Raw genomic sequence first — 24,332 nt, 5'->3', positions numbered from 1 at the left:
GCTTATACGTGGCTGATTTTTGGTGTAAGTCATGAAATACAGAAAAACAAATAATATCAATTGGGTAGCATCAGGCAATTGAGTAAGATACACAACATGATGTCATGTATCTTACTGATATACTTATCTGGTTAAGTGTGGTTAGTTAAATAAAATCAAATGCTTAAGTGATTTTTGATTGAAAGAGTTATACGACATGGTGTCGTTGAATAAAATGTTATGCATATAAGGGTAAAAATGGAATATTTCTTAAAAATAGAAAGAGTTCCTTATGAAGAACCATATCACCTACAGCTTTTGTGGGATATTTCAAATGGTACGCAAAGCACAAGGTTTGAACTCTATAATAATGCCTCTGATCTGATGGAAATCGCTAAAGGTCTAGAGGCTTTCCGCGTCATCCACAAGACGTTTTTCTGTATGAAGTAGGCTCGGAAAGAGAAGAGGACAACTTTGCGCATTATTTTCGTCTTAGGGCATTTATGGTGAGTCCTCGAGGGCAATGTGCACTTCAAATTAGGTTCTGCAATAATTCTCCTTTACCCTACAGTCATATATCAGAGTTTTGCATACAGCTTGAGCCTAGAGATTTGAATCGGCTGGGCGCTTTGTTTAACGAATTCTCTAAATTACAAAGCAATTTTCTTGCGTGGAATGCCAAGGGTGATTTTCTAGGTGATAAGTGTGAATATGCATAACAAAGCGTTTAAGGCAGATTCACAACGCTTGGCATTTTTAATTCAAGTCAGTTTTTGTGTTTACGGGGCAACGGTTTAGGTTAGGTGGTAGCGTTGCTCACTACTTAACGCGGCGTTATGGCGCAGGGCAAAATTCAGCTAAGGGAACTAGATGAGTGATAAAGTTAAAGTAGCCTTGCATTGGCTCAAAGAGATCTTGGATGCAGAGGGTGTGGAGTATCAAATAGTAGGTGGATTAGCGGCAACTATTCATGGTGGAAGTCGGGAAATCGCAGATATAGATCTTTATATTAGAAACTCAGACGCAGACAAAGTGCTACCGCATGTAGCAAAATACATATCCAAACCGTTAACTCATTATGCCGAATATGGTTGGGATCTAGAGTATTTCCAATTGGTTTACCAAAATCAAAAAATTGAAATCGGTTTGTCTGAACATACTAAGATACAATCACATCAAGATGGCTCTTGGCACCAGCTTGAAATTTACTTTTCAGAATCAGTTATTAAAGATTATCAAGGTATCGAGTTGCCAGTTATCCCAGTTCATCGTTTAGTAGAGTACAAGCGGATATTGGGCAGGGAAGTAGACCAAATTGACATACAAGAGCTAACGTTGAGTGGAGCGCCATAACAAACAATTTAAGAGTGATTCAGCACGCTTGGAATTTTTGGTTTGGGTTAAGTTTGGTGTTTACGGCGGTCAAATTAAGTGTCGTGGTCGCGTGCTTCACACCTTAATTGGGCGTTAAATGCACGAGGAAGTTATGGATAAACCGTTTCAGAGAATAGGCTCAAAATCCAATGCTCACGTAGGTCGTGAGTTCGAATCTGCTGCATCAAAATATTTTCTGAGCCAAGGCATAGAACTTGTTCCCAACCTGAAAGTTGAAGTCGGAGTTTCAAACTTGAAGAAACAACATGCGTTCGACCTCGGTTGTATTGAACAACAGATCATTGTCGAGTGTAAGGCTCATAAATGGACAACAGGTGGTAATGTTCCTAGTGCGAAATTGACGGTTTGGAATGAAGCAATGTATTACTTTTATACGGCTCCAGCCGATTTCAGAAAAATCATGTTTGTTCTTCGTGATTTCAGTGCCAAGAGAAACGAAACTTTAGTCCAATATTATATCCGTACTTATAAGCACTTAATCCCAAATGATGTCGAGCTTTGGGAGTACGATGAGAACACTGAAAGTGCATCGAAACTGTGCATTTAACAAACGCTTTAAGACGGATTCGCAACGCTCGGCGGTTTTGGTTTGAGTCGGCTTTAGTGTCTACGGTGTAATAATTGAGTGTTGTGGTAGAGTTGCTCACCACTTAAGCGGGCGTTAGATGCATGAGCACGTCAGGATAATCCGAATGTCGAATAAAATTCTCACAATATTTATGGCACTATTCTCTACATTGTCATACGGAAACAACATGGACTCACCTAAATCTCTAGTTCAATCTTTTATTGCTGATTTCGAAAAATGGAATGACGAAGCACATAGCCTTTCAGAGGCAGAAGTCGAATACACCGGCGAAGCTATGAAAAAGGCAAAAGAGCTTTATCAAAACAACATACTTTCTAAGTACTGTTTCAAGGGTTTTGTAGGCGAACCCATAGCCTTTGGCTCGGACTCATCTCACGACCCAGAAAATGAAGTAATTCACTCTGAAAAAGTTGAAGGCAATAAAGCACTTATTACCACAAAGCATACGGGGTCATTTGGGTTTGTTTCTGACTATGAGTATCGTCTAACTAAGTATGAAGGAAGATGGTACTTAGAAGCAGTTGACTATGTAGACTCCGAAGGGAAATACCCTGGGTTGTAAAGCACCTAACAAGTTGCGGCAAGGGGAGCGCTGAAAACTTCGTCGGCTTTTTGCTTGTTGTGCTACCGCTTCACTATGTAACCCAGCCTTAAAAATCATACTCGCTGTATGGATTCCCGCTTGTCGCGGAAGTGAAGGATAAATTTTCCCAGTTCCCCAAAGCCAAAACCTTTCCCCCAACCGTCTATGCTTATAACTTAAGGACAAGAAAACAGACAGCTTTTTTCAGAGTGTGTAGACTGGCATGCATGGGACGTCTGACTGTCAGGAGGAGAGATGAAGGTATTAGTCGCAGGGGGAAATTCGGTGCTCGGACGCTATGTGGTACGGCATCTTATTGATCATGGTTATCAGGTTTTTGCACTTAGCCAGCATCCTGAGCAGGATAACCCGCTGGCCATCCCGCTTGCTCTGCAGGATGAGCACATGGCCGGGAAGTTTGATGCCGTGATCTGTTGTGCCAGACCTGTCATGGCACCTTATGCGCAGGAAAAGCAGCCACCGGATTTCTCTGAACTGATGGACAGCCTTGAGCGCTTTGCAAAGCCTAATGCCAGAAAGCTGTATACATCGGGTATCGAAGTGTTTGGCTGTGCGGATCAATGCTCTTCCGATGAACTAAAGTTTGAACCCCTGTCGGCGGCAGAAAAAGATGTACCTGCGCTGAAAGAAGCCATAGCACTGGGCTGGACGCCGGTTTTTGTGCCGACGCTGGTGTACGGTGGGCAGGAATGTCCGATCCATACCTCTCTGAACCGTCGTGAAAGTCTTCGCATTCCTGTTTTGATCCCGTCTTCCGGTCTGTATTATGCCGCCCATCTTGATGATCTGGCCGCTTTTCACGTGACCTTAATTGAACAGGATACGCTGGCACCGTTTTATTTTTTGGCTGAGGAAAAACGCTACAGCCCTGAAGATCTGGCTGACATGCTGGTGAAGTATGGCTGGGCAGAGGGCGTGAAATGCTTGTCATTACCCACTTTTCTTAAACAATACGGCGAAGAGGTGCTGGAAGTGGAAACCATGAATGTAAGTGTACCGATAACCCCGGATTTTGAACCGATAAACCGCTTGTCAGCGTACCTGTCCCAGACGCGGATCACGCCTGCTCATGACCACCCCTGATGTCTGTATTACCAGCACAACAAAGTGATGCCGACGACATGTAAACACATGGTTTTTTGGGCGCCTGCGAACAGGGTAGCAATGGGATAAAGTATTAATGTGTTATTTATTAGTTATTGAATTGACTTGATTTAATTTTCTTCTGTCGTAGTGTGTGGGCTTCTGTTCAATGCGGTTAAGAGAGGCCCTATGCGTTATCCTTCCCCACTGGTTCCCGGTTGTACAATAGCAGTAACAGCATTATCGGCAGGTGTCCCTGACGATTTTCATGTGCGCCTTGATCTGGTTATCCAGGGTTTGCGTGACAGAGGATTTAAAGTGCTGGAAGGGCAATGCTTGCGGGAAAATACCGGCCATGTCAGTGCACCGGCGACAATACGAGCCAAAGAGTTGATGGCGTTTTTGTTAGATGATCGCGTTGATGCCATTTTGCCGCCCTGGGGAGGCGAACTGGCGATGGAACTGTTGCCATTGCTGGATCTGGACTTACTGCGCCATGCCAAACCTAAGTGGCTGATTGGCTTTTCAGATATCAGTACTATCTCGTCTGTACTAACGGCACGTTGTGATTGGGCCAGCCTGCATTGTGCGAACCTGATGCAGCTTCATGCTGGTGTGACAGATCCGCTCAATAGCGCGATTTTTTCTTTGCTCAGTCTGCCTGCCGGTGAATCTCTTACGCTCCAGCAATCGTCTTGCTATGAAGTGGCATCGGCCAATTATGCCAAAGAGCCCGAGGCAAGCTTCTCTTTCACTCAGCCTACACAATGGACGGCGTTATCGGTCAATGATGCGGCGGAATCAGTTGCGTTTTCGGGCCGGCTGATAGGCGGTTGTCTGGATACGGTTGGCCTGCTATCGGGTACCGAATATCTGAATCTGCCGCAGATGAAAGTGCAGTATGCTCAGGATGGCCTGATTCTGTTTTTGGAAAATGCCGAGTTATCACCCACTGCGATGGCTCGCCTGCTGATGGCAATGACATTCAATGGTGTGTTTGATGCCGTCAATGGGGTTATTTTCGGCCGGGATGGTTCGCCGCTCGGTCACGGTAAATCACTGTCACACTCTGAGGTTATTCAGCAAGTGCTGGGCGATCTGGCTGTACCTGTCATCCTTGACGCGGATATTGGCCATCTGGCACCGAACATGCCATTAATGAACGGCGCTTATGCAAAAGTGCATATCACTGATGGCAAAGCTTGGGTGCAACAGACACTGAAGTAATACAGAAGAGCGGCAAGTGACTGATACTTTTTACCCTGCTATAGCGTCTATACTCTCAGGAACGGATTGACAGCCAACAGGTAAGCCTTGATGCTATGAGAGAAGACAACATGGCCGTGTTGTATCACCATGTTCGCACGGCTTTATCAGATGAACAGTGCCGCGCCCGGTATCTTGAAGAAAAAGCGGCCCGTCTGCTTGGATTGCATTCTGCTGTCATCACAGGGTTTACGGTTCTGGTGTTTATTGCTTCTTCTTTGTTTGTCCCTCCTCAGCACGCCATTGCCTGGCTCGCAGCTATCGCCGTGGCGGTTACCTACCTGGGTTTGATTTCCGCCTGGAGCTTTTTGTTTCGCCTGCTCAGGCCAACAGATGTGTATGGTGTGCATTTACCGAATAACTGGCTGGAAGAAATAAAGCAACAAGGTGCGAATGACAATCTTCACCTGGCCGTGGTGCGCTGTTACGAAACATGGCAACGCGTGTATCAGAGCAATCAGCATAAAAATGATCTGCTGACTAAGGCCTATCATGAAATCGTGTTCTCTGCCTGGTTAATTGCGATCTCTTTACTGCTTTTACTGGCGGCCAATTATCTTGTCGTGGGGCATTAAGCAATGGCTTTTGCCTGTAACCTGGCTGTTTTTCTGAAATTTTCGCTTAACCCGGGAAAAGTTAGTGGTAAAGTATCTGCCTGACTGAAGGCAATGATTGCCGAGTATTGTGATCATCAGGAGGGATGATGCAGTTTGTTCATTGTACCTATGAAAAACATGGCGAAGCCATTCTGGCTATTTTCAACGATGCCATTCTTAACACCACCGCACTTTACGAATACCAGCCCCGTACGATGGACATCATGCAAACCTGGTTTGCCACCAAAACGGCCAATCAGTTTCCTGTGATTGGGATTGAAAATGATGCCGGTGAGTTAATGGGGTTTGCCAGTTACGGTACCTTCCGTGCATGGGCTGCATTTAAATATTCTGTCGAACACTCTGTATATATACACCCGCAGCACCAAGGCAAAGGCTTGGGACGCAAGCTGATGGATGCCCTGATTCAGGCGGCCCGTGAGCAGAATTACCATGTGCTGGTGGGCGGGATAGATTCGACAAACACCGGCAGTATCGCCCTGCATAAAAAGCTGGGATTCGAATACTCGGGCACGATAAAGCAAGCAGCCTACAAGTTTGAGCGCTGGCTGGATCTGGATTTTTACCAGCTGGTATTAGATACCCCGAAACAGCCTGTTTCAGGGTAAATAGTGATATAAGGACATTGCATGTTATTTAACAGCCCGCTCAGTTTAGAAAAAGCACATCGACTGATCGAGATACTGAATCTTCATACGGACAGTCATGTGATTGATATTGGCTGTGGGGAAGGGGAATTATTACTTCGTCTTGCCAGCGCGACAGGGGCACACTGTCTGGGACTGGACATTTCGGAGACCTGCATTGCTGCCGCCAATGCGAAAGCAGAGGCGATGGGATTGGCCGATAGAGTGACATTTGAAGTGGCTGACGCAAAAGCGTACCCGATAGCGACTCAATATGATGTGGCTATCTGTATGGGATCGACCCATGCCTTTGGTGAAGGGGATGCTGGTTATCCGGCAGCACTGACTCAAATGCAGCAATGGTTGAAACCCCATGGTCAGTTGCTGATTGGCGAAGCCTATTGGAAGCAACCGCCGGCCCAGGCGTATCTGGACTTCATTGGTGAACCGATCGGGATCTATTACGATCACCAGGGCAATATGTCTCTGGCTGAATCTCATGGTCTGGCAACTGTGTATGCCGCCACCAGTAACCAGGATGAGTGGGATCATTTTGAAGGTTGTTTTCGACTCAAAGCAGAACGTGCTGTGATGGCCAATCCTGAGGATGAGGCAGCCCGTCAAAAGCGTGATGCGGTTCGTGAGTGGAATGCTTATTACCACCAGTTTGGCCGCGACACGATGGGATTTGGATTCTATTTGTTCATCAAGAACAAGGGCTAATCCGAACCTGTGGCATAAGCACTGGCTGTTGTTATAGCCTGTGCTTAGTCAGATCTGGTCTGAGAGGAGAGAAGAATGGCAGCGGCTGAACCTCATGCACTGGTTGTTGAAGGCGGCGCGATGCGGGGTATTTTTGCCGCCGGGGTGCTGGATGGATTTTTAGAGCAGCATTATCGTCCCTTTGATTTTTGCATCGGTGTCTCGGCGGGTTCCACCAATCTGGCGGCCTGGCTGGCCAATCAGCATGGCCGAAATTACACAGTGATCACAGATTACTCCTGCCGCCCTGAATTTATCAGTTTGCGTAAATTTGTGCGCGGCGGACACTGGTTGGATCTCGACTGGCTGTGGGAGATCACTATCAATGAAATCCGTTTGGATCTGGATGCATTTGACGCACAACCCATTCCTTTGTACGTAGTCACTACTCAGGTCTCAACAGGAGAGGCGGTTTATACGAAAGCCACGGCAGCTAATCTTGAACAACTGCTGAAAGCTTCTTGCTCTGTGCCGGTAGCGTACCGGGATTATCCGTTGCTGAATGGCGATGCCATGACAGACGGCGGGGTAGCCGACTCCATTCCTGTCATTCAAGCCTATCAAATGGGTGCCCGGGAAATCACGGTGATTTTGTCACGTCCTTTAGGTTACCGGAAGAAACCCAGCAAAACGGGTTGGTTCCTCCGCCGTATGCTGGCAGATACCCCTGAGCTGGCGCGGGTGATGATGAAGCGCGCCGACAATTACAATAACGCCATTGCGTTTATTGAGAATCCGCCTGAAGACTGCCGAATTCATGTGATAGCACCGCCGGCAGAGTTTGATGTCGGGCGTATTACCACAGACAAAAAACGGTTAGATACCGGCTATCAGATGGGCCTGGCGGCGGCGCTCGCCGGGCGATAAGCAACGTTTATCACGATAGGGAAATCATGATTTTTAGCAACTTTGCACCGGCAACATTAGCGAAAGAATTTCAGCTTTCTTCCCGGGCGGCCGACTGCCTGTCGGCGTATTTGGTGACTTTACCGGAAGCTGAAATACCGGTCATCCCAAGTGTCAGTGCAGATTATTTCTGTACAGACAAAGACAATGCAGACATTTGTGCTGAACTGGTACGAAAAGGGGAAAAACAAGCCAGCTGCAGTATGAAATACTGGTATCAGACCGGCGGTGAACAAGGGCCAGAACCAATGCCGCAGGTCGGTCATTTACAGGTGGTCACTGACTGGGAAGGAGCGCCAGTTGCTATCACGCAAATTACCCGGGTGACAGAAGCCCGGTTCAGCGATGTGACCGCTGAGTTTGCGGCCGCTGAAGGAGAGGGTGACAAATCGTTGCGCTGGTGGCGTGATGCGCACTGGCAGTTTTTCAGCACCGAGTGCGAAGAGCTGGGTATTGAGATGAGCGAGGACACTGTGCTGGTTCTGGAGCATTTTCGAACCGTTTGGACACAACCTGCCTGATCTCTGCAACGATCAGCCTTAAGCCGCGCTGGCTTTAAGCCTGTTATCAGAGGTTTACTTTTCTGCTCTGCTATCTTTATCACAGCGGGCAAATATCTCTGCCCGCCTTTAATGCCAGCCGATCTCAAAGTTGTTTCTGATACGCGCATTGAGTTGTCTGGCCAGTCAGGTGCTTCATCTTTACGGCAGGGCAGGCATGAAAACACACTGGTTAAATCGTTGGGAAGCGGTAAGGAGCAGTTTCTGGTTCGTCCCTGCTATGATGGTGATCATTGCCATCGGGCTGGCGCGGATTGTTGTTACCCTGGATAAGCAGCTGGTGCACTTTTCTCTGGTTTTGCCTGATATTGGCTTTACGGGAGGTGCAGAGGGCGCCCGCAGCGTGCTGTCGACGATTGCGGGTTCCATGGTGACGGTAGCCGGGGTGGCTTTTTCAATCACCATAGTGGCATTGACGCTGGCTTCGTCTCAGTTTGGTCCCCGCTTGCTGCGAAATTTTATGCGCGATCCCGGCAATCAGTATGTGCTTGGCACCTTCATAGCGACGTTTATCTATTGCCTGCTTGTCTTAAGCAGTGTGACCTATTCCAATGGCAATGAGTTCGTTCCCCGCATTGCGGTCAATCTGGCCTTGTTACTGGCCATGTTGAATGTCGCAGTTCTGATTTATTTCATTCACCATGTGGCCACCTCGATTCAGGCGGATAATGTCGTAAATAGCGTGTATGAGGAGCTGAATCAGTACATTGAACAATTTTTTCCAGATGAGCTTGGTGAATCTGATCCAGAACCCTTTCAGACTGATCGCAATCTAACCAGGATCTTTCATCATGTGGTCACGGCAGACAGTGAAGGTTACCTGCAAGCCCTAGACAGACAATGTTTATGTCAGCTCGCGCAGCAGTTTGATTGCCGGATTGAGCTGGGTTACCGGGCCGGGGAGTTTATCGTCAAAGATGGTTCAATCGCGGTTGTGCACTCTGATACTGAGCCGGAAGAAGATCTGGATACGCAGCTTCGCGATTGTATGATTGTCGGTAAATTGCGCACTCCGGAACAAGACCCCGAATTTGCAGTTTATCAATTGGTTGAAGTGGCCGTCAGAGCATTGTCGCCGGGTATCAATGACCCCTTTACAGCCATGACCTGCGTCGACAGACTCAGTGCAATACTTTGCTCACTGACAGGCCGGTCATTTCATTCTGCACGCTGGTTTGACGATGAGGGACAGTTGCGGCTGGAAGAACCGCCTCTGACGTTTACCGGGATACTCAATGCCGCCTTTGATCAGATTCGTCAGCATGGCAAATCGGATACGGCGGTGACTATCCGGCTGCTTGAAAGCCTTAGCCGGATTGCCAGTCATTGCCGAACGAGTGAGCAGCAGCATGCTGTTCGTCGCCAGGCTGATATGATCCTGCGATCCAGTCATGATAGTCTGAATGAAGCACAGGATCTGGCTGATGTTGAACAGCGGTATCAGGCGATTCTTGATGAAATACGACAGTGCTGACTGATGTTATTTCAATGCCGATTCATTAGCCAAAAGCCATTTTCGCAGTAAACCTGCCAGCTGTGCCTGTTCGTCTTTATCCAATGCCGTCAGCATCTGATGTTCATTGGCGACATGGGCCGTGACGGCTTTATCAACCAGTGCCTGCCCTTCATCTGTTAGCCATACCTTACAGCTGCGCCTGTCATCGTCACTCGGCTGACGATAGATCAATCCTCTGTCGGTCAGCTTATCCAGTCTGGCTGTCATCGCACCAGAAGACAGCATCACGGTGTGATAAAGCTGGGTGGGTGTAAGGGGTTCGCCGGCTCTGCGCAGTGAGGCCAGAATATCAAACTCAACCTGGCTCAGTCCGTAGTCTTTGAAAACAGCATTGATACTGTCTGTCATTATTCTGTGGGCACGATACATACGGCCAATGATCCCCATAGGGGAACAATCCAAATCTGGCCGGTGCTCCTGCCATTGAATCAATAGTTTATCGACATGATCTTGCATAGGGTTAGGCCTGTCCGTTCGTGATTAAGCCAAAATTACATAATTAACTTTTTGAAAAAGATACTTGATTAAAAGACAAATAGCCACTAATTTATCTTTAACAAAAGATATCTTAAGAAAAGATTCTTGAAGGAAAGTGAAATGAACTATCTGCTCGCGTTATTAGTCCCCATGCTGTGGGGCAGTACTTATGCTGCTGTCAGCCTGTTTCTGCAAGACATGTCTCCTTACTGGGTTGCCGTGTGGCGGGCATTACCTGCCGGACTGGTATTGCTGTTATTACGTCCTAAGCTACCGCCGCTGAGCTGGAGCCGTATGACACTGCTGAGTTTTTGCAATATTGCCGCTTTTTTTGTGTTGCTGTTTATTGCAGCTTACCGACTGCCAGGATCAGTGGCTGGCACATTAGGCGCCACTATGCCTCTGCAGATGATGCTGTTGCAGTGGCTGGGAGAAGGCAAAAAGCCTGACCCTCGTTCAGTGGTGTTAGCGGTACTGGGGTTAATTGGGGTGGGTTTATTGCTGAACCCGTCAGCAGACTTAGATCCGATTGGCACCCTGGCTGCCCTGGCTGGTACGGCACTGGTTTCACAGTCCGCTATCTGGATGAAACGCTGGCCGGTCAACGATGCGCTGAGTTTTGCCGCCTGGCAGCTTGTTCTCGGTGGCATCATGCTGATTCCCTTCGCATGGTTTGTTGCCGGCGCACCGGTCGCCTTGTCTGCGGAGGCTGTTCCCGGCTTATTATGGCTGGTATTGCTCAATACCGCGTTTGGCTACTGGGCTTGGGTACGTTCAGTGAAAAAACTCGGACCGAATGTCATGTCGATGTTTTCATTGATGAACCCGGTTACCGCTGTCTTGCTGGGTATCGGATTGGTCGGAGAAAGCCTTGGGATCCTGCAGTGGGCAGGGATTGGTTTGATTATGATGGCGTTACTACTAATGAAGAAACCTACCAAGCCAACCTGGGCTGCAGCCACTGTGCAGGACGGACAGCAAGACAACAGTTCGGTGTCCGCCAGAGGTCATAGCTAAGGAAGTAAGAGCAGTTGGCGAGAAGATAGTAATTGAAAGAAGCGGCTACAGCCGCTTCTTTCAGTTCAGGCCCAGTTGCCGGCGGTATTCTGCTTCAGTGACGTAATCGTGTGAGTCAGCGCGATCAAGAAAGACAATACCGTTTAAGTGGTCTAATTCATGCTGAAAAATCCGTGCGATGAAGCCGGATAATTCACAGCGGACTTTCTGACCATCAAGCTGCTCGTAGCCGACGCTGATTTTGGTGGAACGTGGTACCAGTGCACGTATACCTGGGATACTCAGGCAGCCTTCCCAGTCCTTTTCTTTCTCTTCGCTCATCCAGTAAATCTCAGGGTTGAGCATAAGCGTGGGTGCCATAGCAGGAGCGTTCGGATAACGGGCGTTTGGTGAAGAAGCGACAATAAAAGCACGCAGTGATTCACTGACCTGCGGGGCAGCAATACCCACTCCCTGATGAGTGAGCATCAGGGCTTCCAGGTCGGTAAAAAAGGCAGCGTATTCTTTCCATTGGTCAGTCGACAGCGTTTTTGCCTGCTGGCGCAAGATCGGATTGCCTAACTGCGCGATGATCATCCTTGTTCTCCCTTAGTCGTCTATGGGTGAGTAATATACCTAAACTACTTGATGATGCAGGTAGGCGGCAAGTGAGTGAATCCCCATGAGCATAGCTGAACTATGTGATTGGGCCGGGCTGGCGTTCCAGTGAATGAACGCAGCCAACACCGCTGCAACTTCAAGTAGGACAGGTATAGCGTTATCAGGCATGTACTACAAGTATTCCTGTTTTATATTCCGGAATGACACTTTCAGACCACGACTAAGCAGCTATGCTTATATCTGCAATGCGTTTATGCACAATTCACGGGTACGCCTGTGATTCACACACTTTGAGGGAGTATGAGATGGACAGAAAAGCATTTGTAGAGAAGCTCAACGCACAGATGAAAGAGATCAATGCTGAAATCGACAAGCTGGAAGCAAAAGCTCAGCATTCCAGTGCGGAGCTGAAAGAAAAATATCGTGATGAAATTGAGCAACTGAAAACCAGAAAAGCGGAGGCAGATAAAAAACTGGATGAAGTGAAACATGCCAGCGAAAGCGCATGGGGAGAATTGCGTCAGGGTGCGGAAGAAGCGTTCGAAACAATGAAAAAAGCATTCAAAGCAGCCAGGGATAAATATAAATAACTTGCCCGACAGACATCGGGCAAGTGCGTTTACAGGCTGACTTTTTTAAGCGCAACGGCATTCATGCAGTATCGTAGTCCGCTGGGTGCCGGGCCATCAGGAAAGACATGACCCAGATGGGCATCGCAGACGGAACAAACGGTTTCTATTCGCTGCATACCATGCGAGGTGTCCATCAGATAATTGATAGCATTGATGTCTACCGGTTGTGTGAAGGATGGCCAGCCTGAACCTGAATCAAACTTTTCTCTGGCGTCAAACAGCATATTGCCGCAACAGACACAGGCGTACTCTCCTGGCTCGAACAATTCGCACATTTCTGACTTAAACGGCCTTTCCGTGCCTTTCTGGCGCGTAATGTAATATTCATCGTCAGTCAGTTGCTGGCGCCATTCTTCTTCGCTCTTTTCAACACGGCGGGGAGGCACGATATCGCCTTTGGCAGCGTGTTCAATAACTTTTTCCCAAGTGAGCATGTCGTTCTCCAACTAACAAGTATGGTGTTATAGATAGGGTCACAGGCTAAAAATTTCAAGAAAAGCGGTTCTCAAAGGTACAGCCCCGAGAAAACTGCATACTTTAACCCTATTCTAAATGTGTGTTTTATACGACCAGACTTGGCTATAATGCCGCGCTTATTCACTTTTGTATGCTGCCCATAGGTGCAATCGTAGTAAAAACTGTGAATGACGGGGATGTTGGGCCAACCGGTATCGGCCTGAAAACAGGCTTGCTTGGTAAACGGCGAGATCACGTCGCAGGCTCAGCAGAGATTACCCGTTTATGTATAAAACAATGCTCTGGATTTACGATCCAGTCCGCACTGAGGAAAAGCGATGTCCCAATATGTAGTTTGTGCACTGTACAAGTTTGTTGCACTGGAAGATTTTGAAGCCCTTCGTGAGCCATTACAGAACCTGATGGAAGAGAATCAGGTTCGCGGTACGTTACTGCTTGCTAAAGAAGGTATTAATGGCACAGTGGCCGGTAAGCGTGAAAGTATTGACGCCCTGCTGGCGTGGTTTAATACGGATTCTCGTTTAACAGACATAGTGTACAAAGAGTCATTCGACGATCATCAACCGTTCAACCGTTCCAAGGTGAAGTTGAAGAAAGAGATAGTGACTATGGGAGTCGAAGGCATTGATCCGCGCCATGTCGTCGGCACCTATGTGAAGCCAAAAGACTGGAACCAGCTGATTGCTGATCCTGAGGTTTTCGTCGTCGATACCCGTAATGACTATGAAATTGAAGTCGGTACTTTCAAGCATGCCGTTAATCCGAAAACAGAGACTTTCCGCGAGTTCCCGGATTATGTCAAAGAGAACCTGGACCCGGCTAAACACAAGAAAGTGGCGATGTTCTGTACCGGGGGTATCCGCTGTGAAAAATCCACGGCTTACCTGAAAGAGCAGGGCTTTGATGAGGTTTATCATCTCGAAGGCGGCATTCTTAAATACCTGGAAGAAGTGCCTGCCGAAGAGAGCCTGTGGGAAGGTGAATGCTACGTCTTTGACGGCCGTGTTACTGTGAATCACCAGCTGGAAAAAGGCTCTTACGATATGTGTAACGCATGCCGTTTGCCAATTACCGAACAGGACATGCAGAGTGCGCAATTTGAAAAAGGCGTAAGCTGCCCGAAATGTTTTGATAAACATACTGACGAGCAGAAAGCCCGCTTCCGCGAGCGCGAGAAGCAGGTTCAACTGGCAGCACAACGTGGTGAACAACATGTTGGCGGGGATGCCAAAAGTATTATCGAAGCCCGTCGTCAGGAAAAGCTGATACGCAAGAAACAGCAGCGCGAACAGCGTTAATCGCGTTAGCAAACAAACATCCCCGGGGAGCCCTTCCCGGGGAAGGCTTTCCAAGCCCTTCTCAGAGACACAAAGCATTCTTTCGACGAAAGCTAAGTGCGGTAATAGCACCAATATTTCGCTGGCTGTGTTAAACGTGTGCAACATTTGATTACATAAATTGAGCCGGTAAATCGGTCAGATACAACCGTCGGTGAAACCATTTCCTGCCGTAAGGAGTCAAATAACCAAAGTCGAATGGATAAAGCAGGAGGCGGAGGATGGAAACTGTCGGTCTGGGTGGTAGCTGCCATTGGTGTACTGAAGCTGTGTTTCGTTCCTTGAAAGGCGTTGGCGAAGTCGATCAGGGTTGGCTGTCAGCTCAGGGATACGAAGAGATGTCTGAAGGGATTTTATTGCGCTTTGATCCTGCCAGAATCGATCTATATACCCTGATTCAGATCCACCTCTATACCCACAGCTGCACGTCGAACCATGCCTTGCGACACAGATACCGCTCGGCTGTTTATACATTCAGTCCTGATCAGCAACGTGCTGCGCAGGTTTGTCTTAAAGCTCTTCAATCGGAATTCGAACAACCTATCTTAACGCAGGCTCTGCGCTTTAATTCGTTTCAGCCATCACGGCATGAAATTCAGGATTATTTTTACCGCAACCCACAGAAGCCATTTTGCCAGATGCGTATCAGCCCGAAACTCAGCATTTTACTGAATCAGTTCAGTGATCGCGTTGACGATGCTAAACGGCATGTGCTGGAACAGTTGCCGGTAGAGATAAAGTGAGAACAAAGGCTGGTTAATAAACAAACCGTTACAGCCGTTTGTGATACGTACCATTAAGAGGTTTTTAATAAATTAATGCTTGACCTCAAGTTAACCTGAGGTTTTATCGTTGCGTTATCTCATCAGATGTAACGGAGCAATATAATGAAAAAACTTATCGATCAATATCTGCAAAGTCTGGGTGTTAACGATCCGCAAATTAATCTGGACTGGCTGCAATCTCTGCTAGCTGCCCATCTGGCACGTTATCCGTTTTCCAGTACAAATGTCATTCTGAAGCATGAGTTAAGCCTGGAGCCAGAGGCTTTGTTAAAGCGTCTGGTCGTGCAGCGCCGTGGCGGCTATTGTTTCGAGCATAACAAGGTCATTTTTTTGGTGCTGAAAGAGCTGGGCTTTGATGTTCGCCCCCTGATTGGCCGTGTGATGCTCAACGGTAATCCGGACAATGGCCGCTCGCACCGGTTAACCTTACTGACGTTGCACGATAAGCAGTATCTGATTGATGCCGGATTCGGAGTTATGAACCCAAGACAGATTCTTTCTCTGGACACCAATCTGCCTCAGGCTGATATCAGATACCAGTACAGCGTGGAGTCTGACAACCGGGGCGGCATGCTGGTAATTGCCACAAACTCTGATGAAGTGGTGACACTGTATCGCTTTGATTTTGCGGAATATCTGGAATCCGATTGTACTATCAGTCATTTTTACAGTCATCAGGCTCCTGATGCCGTATTTGTGAATCATCTGGTGGTATCCCGGATTCTCGAGACTCGGCGTTATCTGATTCGGAACCTGACCTACTTTGAATATGATGATCAGACAGGGCAGGAGAGATCAGTCGATATCAGTGACGCCACCATGCTGTACCAACTCCTGACCACGCAATTTAATTTGCAGTTAACGGAACAGGATGCTGCAACCTTGTTTTCACATCAAAGGGCTAAGATACGTCAGCAGCAGTAACAGCAGCAAAAGCGGGGGACAATCATTGCGCTAAAGCTGGTGTATAGCCATGATATATATAGAATGAACGGTTAGAAATTCTATTTAAAGCCTCAGTCTGGAGAAATGTGTGGGCGCTATTTTGTATTATGTTCATGATCCCATGTGTAGCTGGTGCTGGGGTTATCGCCCTGCTTTTCAGCGGCTCAAAACTCAGTTGCCGGCTGATGTGGAAATCCGCTGCGTGTTGGGTGGTCTGGCACCTGACAGCGATCAGCCTATGCCTGAAGAAATGCAGCAGATGTTGCAGCTGACCTGGCGCCGGATAGCCAGCCAGTTAGGCACGGAATTTAATCATGACTTCTGGACACAGTGTCAGCCGCGCCGGTCAACTTACCCTGCCTGCCGGGCTGTTCTCGCCGCAAAAAAGCAGGGACAGGAACATGCAATGACAGAGGCGATTCAGCAGGCCTATTACCTGCGGGCCATGAATCCCTCTGATTATGATACGCACGCAACGCTGGCAGATGAGCTCGGTTTGGATGTTGTACAGTTCATGGAAGACCTTATCAGTGAGGACGTTGAGCTATTACTTCAGGAGGATCTAAACAAAGCAGCGGCGCTGGGCGTGTCGGGTTTTCCTTCTCTGGTGCTGGAAGTGGATGGCCAGCACTGGCCGATTGCAGTTGCCTACCAGAATGAACTGACTACGCTCAATGACATCAAGGATAAGATCAAATGGGCAAACGCCAAGTCGGTAATGAAAGGGTGGTTTGTGAAAAAAAGTTAGTCGTTTATGAATCACACGATGGCAGTGCGGACTGCCATCGTGTGCAATATGATTAAAACGTGTAGGCCAGTCCTATACTGTACAGGTTCTGAGTTTCTTCATAAAAATCAATATTGGACGTCAGGTTGTCAAATCCAGCACGGGCAACGGCACTGGCGTTTCGCCAGTTAAACGGGGCCAGGTAGATCAAGGTCGCGGAAAAACCGTATCGGTTGTCATCCCGGATCTGGTTAAAAATAGGATGAGCCTCGTCATAGTCAATCCATGCTGCGCTGGCACCCAGCATCACAATATAGCGGTCGAGGCGTTGCCGGGCCGTTAGTTCAACACCATAGCGATTGTTCGCTATCGCACCACCTTCCGCACTGTCATCGATATAGTGAACTTTCCAGTCAATGCCAAACTGACGAGTTAAATCCAGCTTTTGGCTCAGTGCGGCATAGAAAAGATCACTTTCACGTTTAAGTGCGTCTTGAGCCGCTGTACTGTAGGTGGAGCCGCTGCGCTCATCGTCGATTTTTCGTTTACCCGCGGCCAGCTCCAACGACACATTGGTTCCTGCAATGCGGTTGAAGTCGAGAACCGCGCCCCGAATGGAACGTTTGGTTTCCTGTCTTGGTGTGCCAGTCAGGAAAGGGTCGTCCCATACTTTGTTGTCAAAAAAGCCGGGAATAACACCAATGCCTATGCTGGAGCCGTCGCTCAAATACTGAGTAAGGCCCGCTTGCATATAGAAACTGCTCGCCATTCCCCCCAGTGCTGATTTGAAATACAGCTCGGTATTTGGGGCAACACCCAGCTGTAGATCCCACATCGGCAGGGGCAGGGTTTTTTCTTCATCCGTGCCTGGTTCATCCAGTGAATTGAGTACGGACGATTGCTCCGTGCTCAGGAGAGAATCGTTCTTAAACCAGCCCAGGTTGATACTGACATTACCTGACAAGCCGGGTTTGACTGTGCTCTGAGCGGAAACTGAAAAAGCAGACAGCGCCCCAAGAATGAGCACTGTCTGTCGAAAAGTTCGTAGCATGGCCACTTCCTGTGAAAAGCATCGGTTAATGTTTCTTTTTGTTACGTTTTTTGGTCTTCATTTTATAAAGATCCAAGCGTCGATGCTTTAGGTTAGTGACAGAGCCTTCGTTGTGCAATAGTTTTAGTTTGGATAAGTCGACATCTGCGAAAATAATCATTTCGGTATTCGCATTGGCTTCCGTGATGATGGCATCATGCGGAAAATACACGTCAGAAGGCGAAAATACGGCTGATTGAGCATATTGAATATCGACATTATCGACCCGGGGAAGGTTGCCAACGCTGCCACCCAGCGCGACATAACATTCGTTCTCAATAGCCCGTGCCTGGCCGCAAATACGCACCCGCAGATACCCGTTTTTGGTATCAGTCCAGAAAGGGACGAACAGAATCTGGACTCCCTGATCAGCTAAAAGCCGGCCCAGTTCAGGAAATTCCACATCGTAGCAAATCAGAATACCAATGCGGCCTGCATCGGTTTCAAAGACTTTGACTTTATCTCCTCCGTCTATGACCCAGTCTCTGACTTCGTGCGGTGTGATGTGAATTTTATATTGTTCGTCAATATCACCGTCTCTGTGCAGCAGATACGACACGTTATATAGTTTGTCACCTTTCAGGTAGGGCATACTGCCAGCAATGATGTTGATGTTATAAGTGACAGCCAACTGAGAGAAACGCTGACGGATTTCTTCTGTGAATTGACTGAGGTAGCGAATGGCCTCAACCGAATCTTTGTCTCTGGCTAAACCCATCAGTGGCGCATTAAAAAATTCAGGGAATAATGCAAAATCGGACTGATATTTGGATAGCGAAGACACAAAAAACTCGGCCTGGTTCATCAGGTCGTCGACCGACACGACCCGACGCATGTGCCACTGCACTATGCCCAGCCTTATCAGTGTTTTCTCAGTTTGATGGATCGAGATATCTTCCTCATAGAAAATATTGTCCCATTCAAGCAGCGTGGCGTAGCCCTTGGACTTAGCATCTTCAGGCAAATAGCGGTTCATCAGGCGTTTGACGTCGAAATCATTGGCAAGCTGAAACGAGAGTATCGGGTCGTGAATTTCACGGCGTTTAACCTTGGCAATATATTCAGACACGTGCATTTCATCCGCATACTTGTGGTAACCCGGAATCCGTCCGCCGGCCAGAATAGCTTTCAGGTTGTTTGCCCGGCAAAGCTCCTTACGGGCTTCGTATAAACGGCGTCCTAAGCGAAGCCCGCGATAATCCGGGTGGACAAATACGTCTAACCCATACAAGGCATCCCCGTTCGGGTTGTGGCAGGCTACATTGTTGGCATCAACGATATCCAGATAGGTGTGGTTCAGCGAATAGCGGTTGTAGCTGACTTTAATGGTCAGTGCAGCGGCGATGATTTTTCCCTTGTCCTCAATGCAGATTTGCCCATCGGGAAAATGTTTGATCAGACCCTGAATGGTCGACTTTGGCCAGGCACCACCAACATCCGGGAATACCAGATCTTCCAGTGCAGCAAGTTGCTTGAAGTCTGAAGGCTCAATAGTGCGCAGATTTAATAAAGTGCTGTTGTTCTCATCCATAACTTATTGTTTTTCATTGTTGAAACCAGTGCTATAAAGTATGGAACATCCGTTAGGATTCGCCAGTGAACCGTATCCTGACAGTGAGTGAACACAATTTTATTAGGGATAGGCCATACTTTAGGTCTGATTCTTCATTCATATCACTACGCTAGGAGGAAATATGGAAAAGAGTTTAGTTCGTCGTTATGCCTCAGTGTGTGCACTTGTGGTGTCCATCGGGCTGTTGCCCGGAATGGTCAGTGCGGCCCATCACGAAAAAGAAAAAGAAGAAGCAGCCACATCCGCTGAACAAGTGAATAAAGAAACGCAGGATTTGCTGGAGTCACTGAAAAATTACTCCGCAGAGCAAAAAGACGAAGCGATGAAGGCGACAAAAGAAGGCATCGACAGCCTGGATAAACATATTGATCAATTGCAGACCCAGATAGAAGAAGACTGGGACAATATGGATCAGGCTGCCCGCGAGAAATCAAGAGAAAGCCTGAAATCCATGCAGGAACAGCGTGTGAAACTGGCTGAATGGTATGGCAGTATGAAGAGCAGCTCTGCCGATGCTTGGGATCATGTCAAGGAAGGCTTTTCTGGCGCCTATGACAGCCTGAGCGATGCCTGGCAAAAGGCCAGTGAAGAATTTTCAAAAGAACAGCAAGAACAAAAGTAAGACGAGAAATAATATGAAGACCGCTGCGCCTCTTTCAAGGGGCGCGCTGTTATCTGTCACCGACAGTACGTTTTTTTGGCACCTGGCTGTCAAGATAACCTGCATGGCTTGCAAGCCTGTAATTGATATGAGAAAGTGTGACTCGTTGTGGTCATCGGTTAACGAGTAACCGGTACAACCCGCTTCGTATAACCCCACTGATAGGGTGTGGGGGTCTCTACCAGAATCCGTAAAATTCTGATTACGAAGAGTTAAGTCGATTAATCGCTTTTCTCTTTGTCATGGTCAGAATATCCCATTCTCCTTTGCTGCAGAAAAGCTGTTAATCATCCCAGTCAACGTATTGAGAATCTGATTAAGAGCACCTTATGACATCCTTTATTACTGGTTTACCGAAAGTGGAATTACACCTGCATATTGAAGGCTCGCTGGAACCTGAGCTGATGTTTGCACTGGCTGAGAGAAACCAGATAACAATTCCGTTTCACTCCCCAGATGAAGTACGTGCTGCGTACCAGTTCCATAATCTGCAGTCTTTTCTGGATATTTATTATCAGGGCGCGAATGTACTGATTCACGAGCAGGACTTTTACGATCTAACCTGGGCCTACCTGCTGCGCTGTAAAGCCGATAATGTGGTACACACAGAGATCTTCTTTGATCCGCAAACCCATACCGAGCGGGGCATTGCCTTTGATACTGTAGTGAATGGGATTCACCGCGCACTGGAGCAGGGCAGGGAAACGCTGGGTATTTCCAGTCAACTGATCATGTGCTTTCTTCGTCATCTCGATCAGGAGTCTGCGTTTGTCACGCTCAATCAGGCGCTGCCACATAAAGATAAAATTGTAGGAGTGGGGCTGGATTCTTCGGAGCAGGGCAATCCGCCGGAGAAATTCAAAGCGGTCTTTCAGCAAGCGCTGGCTGAAGGTTTTCTGACCGTGGCTCACGCGGGTGAGGAAGGGCCGTCGGAAAATATCACCCATACTCTGGATCTGCTGGGGGCGACCCGAGTGGATCACGGCGTCCGTTGTGTTGACGATGCGGTGCTGGTTGAGCGTTTAGTGCAGGAGCAGGTGCCCTTAACTGTTTGCCCGCTGTCGAATTTAAAACTCAAAGTGTTCGAGGATATGAAAGACCACAATATTGTCGAGCTGTTACGTAAAGGTCTGTGTGTCACCATCAATTCTGACGATCCGGCGTATTTCGGTGGCTATATGACAGCGAATTTTCAGGCGGTGGCCGATGCACATCCAATGACGCGTGAAGAGATCGCGCAGTTTACCCTCAATGCGATTCAGGCCAGTTTTATCAGTGTTGAAGAAAAGCAACGTCTGACGAGAATGACACGGGATTACCTGGACAATTATCAGGCATAGTGTAGGTGAAACAACGGTAGAGAAATGCCTCTGCCAGATAGCATTGAGGTCGAGTCGCGCCTTGTCGGGCGACTCGACAATGCGCGAGTTACTGACTGGTTACCTTTTTGAGACCTTTTGCAATCACTCTGTCGACAATGGAAAACATCACGGCATCAGGCATGTAGCGGTTAAGCAGATAAATGAGTTTGGCTTTAAATCCGGGCACAATAATATGTTTGCGTTTTTCCAGACCCGCCATGATGTCTCTCACTGCCTGCTCTACGCTTAATACCCCTGCCACCATCTTGAGTTCAAGGCAAATGGGATCAATTGTTTGGTGTTCTTTCGTCACCATAGGGGTTGATACTTCTGGCGGGCAAATGACAGAGACATCGATACCTTTAGGTTTCAGTTCCATCCGTAAGACTTTCGACAGTCCCATCACGGCGAATTTTGAAGAGCAATAGGCAGCATAGGTATAGTTGCCTGTGATGCCGGCCATGGATGAGATCATGGATAAATGAGCACCCTCATTCAGGTAAGGCAATACGGCCTCAACGACATTTCGTGTGCCAAACAGGTTCACTGAGACAACTTTTTCGTAGTCGCTCTGCGAGTGATGCTCAAAGCGATCTGCCAGAAGAATCCCGGCGCAATGGATAACAAGATCCGGCTTACCTATGGTGGCGACCGCTTGTTCTACCTGTGCCTGCAAAGCAGGCAAATCGCAGACATTGGCGCAGTGCTCTGAGAAACCAAAATCGTTTGTACTGAGCTGAGGTAATTCGATTGACACTGAATCTGGGATCGTGAGATCGAAAATGGCAACTTTGTTACCTTGCCGCAAATACTGCCTGGCAAGTTGCAGGCCCATACCGCTCGCACCACCAGTAATGAAGACATTTTTACTCATAATAATTTTCTCGGCTAACAGTTGAAGGCCACAATGAAAAGCCGGGTCACCCCGGCTTTTTAACGCTGAAAGTGATTATTTCGTGGTGTATTTTGCTGGCTCAGGGCGAATGTATGTGGCTGGCTCCAAACCGCGCTCGCGAATCAGGTGCTCAATGACGGCGATAATGGAGTTGGCATCCAGCATGCCGAGATAATTGCCGTCTTTATCGAAATTGATGTTTGAACCTGTCACTACCATCAGGGTGTCTGTGACTTCGGTATTATCCGCCGGGGTAAGGAACTGGTGAATTGAACTGCCAGGCTCATACAGGTAACAACCTGCCGTTTGTGGCTGATCAGGATACTCAGCATAGTGCCAACAGCCAGACAGCGTCCATAAGTGAACTGAACCTGTATGATAGTGCATTGGAAGCACAACACCCGGCTCAAACAGAACGCGTAATACCCATACGCCATTATCCGGGTCCAGAAATTGTGGCTGAACATGCACACCCGGGATGTCTGGCAGCGCATCTCTGTAAATTGGCAGTTCATTATTATTGAGAGTCAGCAGTTCGTGATGTTCGTTAACCAGAAATGGCAGGCCCATACTTTGCTCCATTGTTCACTGAGTGATAAGTGATATTGTCGTTATTGGTTATTGCGAGTAACAACTTTGCAACAATATGGTGGTGCTAACATTGATAATTTACGCCAAATAAAAGATATGTTCCGCCAAATGAAGGATGGCTAACTCGGATCTCATTTTTCTCATAGCGTGGTCGATTGCGTTTGAATTTAATGGATACTAATCCGTAACTGGTAAAGTGAGGGGAAAGGGGCAGTGAAAGATTTGTATGTCAGAGCGGTTAACATTGCGCGTTTTGACGCGTTTGCTTTGGCACACAAAGTGAAAGTTGGACCGCTGATCAGAGAAGCTGGTCTGCCTTCTGATGTATTTACCCACCCTGAGCATCTGATTCTGTTCCGGCGGTTTACGCGATTGATGACGCTGGCTCAATTGCGCTTCAATATACCGTTGGTAGGTTTGAAGTTCGGCCTGTATCAGGGAACAGCTGCGATTGGCCCGTTATTTCATCTGATCAGCAACGCACAAAATGTCGAGCAGGCGCTGCACGAGTTAATCAACAATTTTTATCTGCACTCTGAAGGCGCGGAGATCAGACTGGTAGAAACAGACGATCTGGTCGTGCTCTGTTATAACCCCAGCCTGGAAATTGATGATGATGTAGCACCTATCACAGAAGTGGCAATTGGTGTCGGATTGCGGCTGTTGCAGCTGTTCTTCGGTAAACAATGGAAACCGAAGCACATTTTTTTTCAGCACTTACCTTTGGCTTCTGTAACAGAGTACGATGCTGTGTTGCAGCAAACACCAGATTTTAATTCATTATATAACGGCCTGGGCTTTGAGCGGCAGTGGCTGAAACAGCCTCTGGTCAATGCCGATCCTTCACTTCACCGACTCGTGAAGCAGCATATTCAGCGTCTTGAAGATGTCACCTTAGATAAAATACCGGAACAGGTCAGGCGGGTACTGTATGGCCTGTTACCGAACGGGAAAGGCTCGTTAACGGATGTCGCGCAATTCATGATGTTAAGTTCCCGGACCTTGCAGCGTTATCTTAAAGATGAAGGGACATCGTTCAAAATTATTCTGGAGGAGACGCGAAAGAAAATGGCAACGCGTTACCTGCGGGAATCCAATATGAGCTTGACACAGTTGGCCGAAGTGCTGGGATATGCTGATAATGTTGCTTTCTCCCGGGCATTTTGCGCGTGGTTTGGCCTAACGCCCAGACAGTGGCAAAAGCAAGAAGGCATAAAGAAGAGAACAGGACTGAAACGCAGAGTGAGGTAATTGGGTCAAT

General features: G+C 47.8%; 27 protein-coding genes and 1 riboswitch. Of the genes, 20 read left to right on the top strand and 7 right to left on the bottom strand.

Annotated elements, in window-relative coordinates; translation table 11 throughout:
• Positions 1 to 849 precede the first annotated feature (849 nt).
• The 11 genes from D6M16_RS12510 to D6M16_RS12460 all read left to right on the top strand — a co-directional run bounded on the left by D6M16_RS12510 (position 850) and on the right by D6M16_RS12460 (position 9,861).
• Positions 850 to 1,332, top strand: coding sequence for a MazG-related protein (locus D6M16_RS12510; RefSeq protein ID WP_120512217.1), 483 nt, complete (start codon positions 850 to 852; stop codon positions 1,330 to 1,332).
• Positions 1,333 to 1,465: 133 nt separating this feature from the next.
• A complete protein-coding gene (locus D6M16_RS12505) occupies positions 1,466 to 1,921 on the top strand; it encodes a hypothetical protein (protein WP_240435612.1) in 456 nt (151 codons plus the stop codon).
• A gap of 145 nt (positions 1,922 to 2,066) precedes the next feature.
• A complete protein-coding gene (locus D6M16_RS12500) occupies positions 2,067 to 2,525 on the top strand; it encodes an NTF2 fold immunity protein (RefSeq protein ID WP_240435611.1) in 459 nt (152 codons plus the stop codon).
• 276 nt (positions 2,526 to 2,801) lie between these two features.
• Positions 2,802 to 3,650, top strand: a complete 849-nt coding sequence (locus D6M16_RS12495) for an NAD-dependent epimerase/dehydratase family protein (protein WP_120512215.1) — start codon at positions 2,802 to 2,804, stop codon at positions 3,648 to 3,650.
• A gap of 189 nt (positions 3,651 to 3,839) precedes the next feature.
• A complete protein-coding gene (locus D6M16_RS12490; RefSeq protein ID WP_120512214.1) occupies positions 3,840 to 4,877 on the top strand; it encodes a S66 family peptidase in 1,038 nt (345 codons plus the stop codon).
• Between the two features lie 95 nt (positions 4,878 to 4,972).
• A complete protein-coding gene (locus tag D6M16_RS12485) occupies positions 4,973 to 5,491 on the top strand; it encodes a hypothetical protein (RefSeq protein WP_120512213.1) in 519 nt (172 codons plus the stop codon).
• A 128-nt stretch (positions 5,492 to 5,619) separates the two neighbouring features.
• Complete coding sequence (locus D6M16_RS12480) at positions 5,620 to 6,141, top strand: GNAT family N-acetyltransferase (protein WP_120512212.1); 522 nt, start codon at positions 5,620 to 5,622, stop codon at positions 6,139 to 6,141.
• A 21-nt stretch (positions 6,142 to 6,162) separates the two neighbouring features.
• Entirely contained in the window at positions 6,163 to 6,882 is a 720-nt protein-coding gene (locus D6M16_RS12475; protein WP_120512211.1) for an SAM-dependent methyltransferase, read from the top strand.
• A 75-nt stretch (positions 6,883 to 6,957) separates the two neighbouring features.
• Positions 6,958 to 7,788 carry a patatin-like phospholipase family protein gene (locus tag D6M16_RS12470; protein ID WP_120512210.1) on the top strand — a complete coding sequence of 277 codons (831 nt, stop codon included), beginning with the start codon at positions 6,958 to 6,960 and terminating at the stop codon, positions 7,786 to 7,788.
• Positions 7,789 to 7,814: 26 nt separating this feature from the next.
• Entirely contained in the window at positions 7,815 to 8,348 is a 534-nt protein-coding gene (locus D6M16_RS12465; RefSeq protein WP_120512209.1) for an ASCH domain-containing protein, read from the top strand.
• A gap of 196 nt (positions 8,349 to 8,544) precedes the next feature.
• Complete coding sequence (locus D6M16_RS12460) at positions 8,545 to 9,861, top strand: DUF2254 domain-containing protein (protein WP_120512208.1); 1,317 nt, start codon at positions 8,545 to 8,547, stop codon at positions 9,859 to 9,861.
• A gap of 6 nt (positions 9,862 to 9,867) precedes the next feature.
• Here the strand turns inward: D6M16_RS12460 and D6M16_RS12455 are convergent, their stop codons facing one another.
• Positions 9,868 to 10,359 (bottom strand): MarR family winged helix-turn-helix transcriptional regulator, encoded by a 492-nt coding sequence (locus D6M16_RS12455; RefSeq protein ID WP_120512207.1) that lies wholly within the window; start codon positions 10,357 to 10,359, stop codon positions 9,868 to 9,870.
• 141 nt (positions 10,360 to 10,500) lie between these two features.
• Here D6M16_RS12455 and D6M16_RS12450 point away from each other — a divergent pair, with 141 nt between their 5' ends.
• Entirely contained in the window at positions 10,501 to 11,397 is an 897-nt protein-coding gene (locus D6M16_RS12450) for a DMT family transporter (RefSeq protein ID WP_120512206.1), read from the top strand.
• Between the two features lie 60 nt (positions 11,398 to 11,457).
• Here the strand turns inward: D6M16_RS12450 and def are convergent, their stop codons facing one another.
• Positions 11,458 to 11,973 (bottom strand): peptide deformylase, encoded by a 516-nt coding sequence (gene def / locus D6M16_RS12445; RefSeq protein ID WP_120512205.1) that lies wholly within the window; start codon positions 11,971 to 11,973, stop codon positions 11,458 to 11,460.
• A 329-nt stretch (positions 11,974 to 12,302) separates the two neighbouring features.
• On the opposite strand from def, the gene D6M16_RS12440 reads away from it, so the two are divergent.
• Complete coding sequence (locus D6M16_RS12440) at positions 12,303 to 12,587, top strand: sll1863 family stress response protein (RefSeq protein ID WP_120512204.1); 285 nt, start codon at positions 12,303 to 12,305, stop codon at positions 12,585 to 12,587.
• Between the two features lie 29 nt (positions 12,588 to 12,616).
• On the opposite strand, the gene msrB is transcribed toward D6M16_RS12440, so the two are convergent.
• Positions 12,617 to 13,063, bottom strand: a complete 447-nt coding sequence (msrB, locus tag D6M16_RS12435; RefSeq protein ID WP_120512203.1) for a peptide-methionine (R)-S-oxide reductase MsrB — start codon at positions 13,061 to 13,063, stop codon at positions 12,617 to 12,619.
• Positions 13,064 to 13,423: 360 nt separating this feature from the next.
• On the opposite strand from msrB, the gene trhO reads away from it, so the two are divergent.
• From trhO to D6M16_RS12415, 4 genes are all read left to right on the top strand, one after another.
• Positions 13,424 to 14,404, top strand: a complete 981-nt coding sequence (gene trhO, locus D6M16_RS12430) for an oxygen-dependent tRNA uridine(34) hydroxylase TrhO (protein ID WP_120512202.1) — start codon at positions 13,424 to 13,426, stop codon at positions 14,402 to 14,404.
• Positions 14,405 to 14,664: 260 nt separating this feature from the next.
• Positions 14,665 to 15,186 carry a peptide-methionine (S)-S-oxide reductase gene (locus D6M16_RS12425; protein WP_120512201.1) on the top strand — a complete coding sequence of 174 codons (522 nt, stop codon included), beginning with the start codon at positions 14,665 to 14,667 and terminating at the stop codon, positions 15,184 to 15,186.
• Between the two features lie 144 nt (positions 15,187 to 15,330).
• Positions 15,331 to 16,152 carry an arylamine N-acetyltransferase family protein gene (locus D6M16_RS12420; protein ID WP_120512200.1) on the top strand — a complete coding sequence of 274 codons (822 nt, stop codon included), beginning with the start codon at positions 15,331 to 15,333 and terminating at the stop codon, positions 16,150 to 16,152.
• Between the two features lie 109 nt (positions 16,153 to 16,261).
• A complete protein-coding gene (locus D6M16_RS12415) occupies positions 16,262 to 16,921 on the top strand; it encodes a DsbA family protein (RefSeq protein ID WP_120512199.1) in 660 nt (219 codons plus the stop codon).
• 52 nt (positions 16,922 to 16,973) lie between these two features.
• Here D6M16_RS12415 and D6M16_RS12410 read toward each other — a convergent pair whose 3' ends face one another.
• On the bottom strand, positions 16,974 to 17,951 hold the full coding sequence (locus tag D6M16_RS12410; RefSeq protein WP_120512198.1) for a DUF2860 family protein: 978 nt from the start codon (positions 17,949 to 17,951) through the stop codon (positions 16,974 to 16,976).
• A 25-nt stretch (positions 17,952 to 17,976) separates the two neighbouring features.
• Positions 17,977 to 19,521 carry a bifunctional GNAT family N-acetyltransferase/carbon-nitrogen hydrolase family protein gene (locus tag D6M16_RS12405; RefSeq protein WP_120512197.1) on the bottom strand — a complete coding sequence of 515 codons (1,545 nt, stop codon included), beginning with the start codon at positions 19,519 to 19,521 and terminating at the stop codon, positions 17,977 to 17,979.
• A 163-nt stretch (positions 19,522 to 19,684) separates the two neighbouring features.
• Between D6M16_RS12405 and D6M16_RS12400 the strand changes: the two genes are divergently transcribed.
• Positions 19,685 to 20,185: a sll1863 family stress response protein gene (locus D6M16_RS12400; protein WP_120512196.1), complete on the top strand. Its 501-nt coding sequence runs from the start codon at positions 19,685 to 19,687 to the stop codon at positions 20,183 to 20,185.
• A 164-nt stretch (positions 20,186 to 20,349) separates the two neighbouring features.
• A riboswitch (purine riboswitch) is annotated at positions 20,350 to 20,449 on the top strand.
• A 104-nt stretch (positions 20,450 to 20,553) separates the two neighbouring features.
• Complete coding sequence (locus tag D6M16_RS12395; protein WP_120512195.1) at positions 20,554 to 21,564, top strand: adenosine deaminase; 1,011 nt, start codon at positions 20,554 to 20,556, stop codon at positions 21,562 to 21,564.
• A gap of 88 nt (positions 21,565 to 21,652) precedes the next feature.
• Here D6M16_RS12395 and D6M16_RS12390 read toward each other — a convergent pair whose 3' ends face one another.
• Positions 21,653 to 22,459 carry an SDR family NAD(P)-dependent oxidoreductase gene (locus D6M16_RS12390; RefSeq protein ID WP_120512194.1) on the bottom strand — a complete coding sequence of 269 codons (807 nt, stop codon included), beginning with the start codon at positions 22,457 to 22,459 and terminating at the stop codon, positions 21,653 to 21,655.
• 75 nt (positions 22,460 to 22,534) lie between these two features.
• A complete protein-coding gene (locus D6M16_RS12385; RefSeq protein ID WP_120512193.1) occupies positions 22,535 to 23,050 on the bottom strand; it encodes a 2,4'-dihydroxyacetophenone dioxygenase family protein in 516 nt (171 codons plus the stop codon).
• A 234-nt stretch (positions 23,051 to 23,284) separates the two neighbouring features.
• Between D6M16_RS12385 and D6M16_RS12380 the strand changes: the two genes are divergently transcribed.
• The gene (locus D6M16_RS12380) at positions 23,285 to 24,322 is read left to right on the top strand and encodes an AraC family transcriptional regulator (protein WP_120512192.1); all 1,038 of its coding nucleotides are present in this window, start codon (positions 23,285 to 23,287) and stop codon (positions 24,320 to 24,322) included.
• Positions 24,323 to 24,332: the final 10 nt, after the last annotated feature.

It is taken from the genome of Photobacterium salinisoli (genome assembly GCF_003614885.1).
Classification (GTDB): Bacteria; Pseudomonadota; Gammaproteobacteria; order Enterobacterales; family Vibrionaceae; genus Photobacterium; species Photobacterium salinisoli.
The sequence above is the reverse complement of the archived record's forward strand: the minus strand, read 5'-3'. Positions and strand labels throughout refer to the sequence as shown.

What these genes read in the sequence shown, in the direction of transcription:
- def (WP_120512205.1), bottom strand. Translation starts at nt 11,973, where the DNA reads ATGATCATCGCGCAGTTAGGCAATCCGATCTTGCGCCAGCAGGCAAAA.
- D6M16_RS12385 (WP_120512193.1), bottom strand. Translation starts at nt 23,050, where the DNA reads ATGGGCCTGCCATTTCTGGTTAACGAACATCACGAACTGCTGACTCTC.
- D6M16_RS12465 (WP_120512209.1), top strand. Translation starts at nt 7,815, where the DNA reads ATGATTTTTAGCAACTTTGCACCGGCAACATTAGCGAAAGAATTTCAG.
- D6M16_RS12470 (WP_120512210.1), top strand. Translation starts at nt 6,958, where the DNA reads ATGGCAGCGGCTGAACCTCATGCACTGGTTGTTGAAGGCGGCGCGATG.
- D6M16_RS12500 (WP_240435611.1), top strand. Translation starts at nt 2,067, where the DNA reads ATGTCGAATAAAATTCTCACAATATTTATGGCACTATTCTCTACATTG.
- msrB (WP_120512203.1), bottom strand. Translation starts at nt 13,063, where the DNA reads ATGCTCACTTGGGAAAAAGTTATTGAACACGCTGCCAAAGGCGATATC.
- D6M16_RS12485 (WP_120512213.1), top strand. Translation starts at nt 4,973, where the DNA reads ATGAGAGAAGACAACATGGCCGTGTTGTATCACCATGTTCGCACGGCT.
- D6M16_RS12495 (WP_120512215.1), top strand. Translation starts at nt 2,802, where the DNA reads ATGAAGGTATTAGTCGCAGGGGGAAATTCGGTGCTCGGACGCTATGTG.
- D6M16_RS12390 (WP_120512194.1), bottom strand. Translation starts at nt 22,459, where the DNA reads ATGAGTAAAAATGTCTTCATTACTGGTGGTGCGAGCGGTATGGGCCTG.
- D6M16_RS12455 (WP_120512207.1), bottom strand. Translation starts at nt 10,359, where the DNA reads ATGCAAGATCATGTCGATAAACTATTGATTCAATGGCAGGAGCACCGG.
- D6M16_RS12505 (WP_240435612.1), top strand. Translation starts at nt 1,466, where the DNA reads ATGGATAAACCGTTTCAGAGAATAGGCTCAAAATCCAATGCTCACGTA.
- D6M16_RS12460 (WP_120512208.1), top strand. Translation starts at nt 8,545, where the DNA reads ATGAAAACACACTGGTTAAATCGTTGGGAAGCGGTAAGGAGCAGTTTC.
- D6M16_RS12395 (WP_120512195.1), top strand. Translation starts at nt 20,554, where the DNA reads ATGACATCCTTTATTACTGGTTTACCGAAAGTGGAATTACACCTGCAT.
- D6M16_RS12475 (WP_120512211.1), top strand. Translation starts at nt 6,163, where the DNA reads ATGTTATTTAACAGCCCGCTCAGTTTAGAAAAAGCACATCGACTGATC.
- D6M16_RS12450 (WP_120512206.1), top strand. Translation starts at nt 10,501, where the DNA reads ATGAACTATCTGCTCGCGTTATTAGTCCCCATGCTGTGGGGCAGTACT.
- D6M16_RS12480 (WP_120512212.1), top strand. Translation starts at nt 5,620, where the DNA reads ATGCAGTTTGTTCATTGTACCTATGAAAAACATGGCGAAGCCATTCTG.
- D6M16_RS12510 (WP_120512217.1), top strand. Translation starts at nt 850, where the DNA reads ATGAGTGATAAAGTTAAAGTAGCCTTGCATTGGCTCAAAGAGATCTTG.
- D6M16_RS12440 (WP_120512204.1), top strand. Translation starts at nt 12,303, where the DNA reads ATGGACAGAAAAGCATTTGTAGAGAAGCTCAACGCACAGATGAAAGAG.
- trhO (WP_120512202.1), top strand. Translation starts at nt 13,424, where the DNA reads ATGTCCCAATATGTAGTTTGTGCACTGTACAAGTTTGTTGCACTGGAA.
- D6M16_RS12405 (WP_120512197.1), bottom strand. Translation starts at nt 19,521, where the DNA reads ATGGATGAGAACAACAGCACTTTATTAAATCTGCGCACTATTGAGCCT.
- D6M16_RS12410 (WP_120512198.1), bottom strand. Translation starts at nt 17,951, where the DNA reads ATGCTACGAACTTTTCGACAGACAGTGCTCATTCTTGGGGCGCTGTCT.
- D6M16_RS12420 (WP_120512200.1), top strand. Translation starts at nt 15,331, where the DNA reads ATGAAAAAACTTATCGATCAATATCTGCAAAGTCTGGGTGTTAACGAT.
- D6M16_RS12425 (WP_120512201.1), top strand. Translation starts at nt 14,665, where the DNA reads ATGGAAACTGTCGGTCTGGGTGGTAGCTGCCATTGGTGTACTGAAGCT.
- D6M16_RS12490 (WP_120512214.1), top strand. Translation starts at nt 3,840, where the DNA reads ATGCGTTATCCTTCCCCACTGGTTCCCGGTTGTACAATAGCAGTAACA.
- D6M16_RS12400 (WP_120512196.1), top strand. Translation starts at nt 19,685, where the DNA reads ATGGAAAAGAGTTTAGTTCGTCGTTATGCCTCAGTGTGTGCACTTGTG.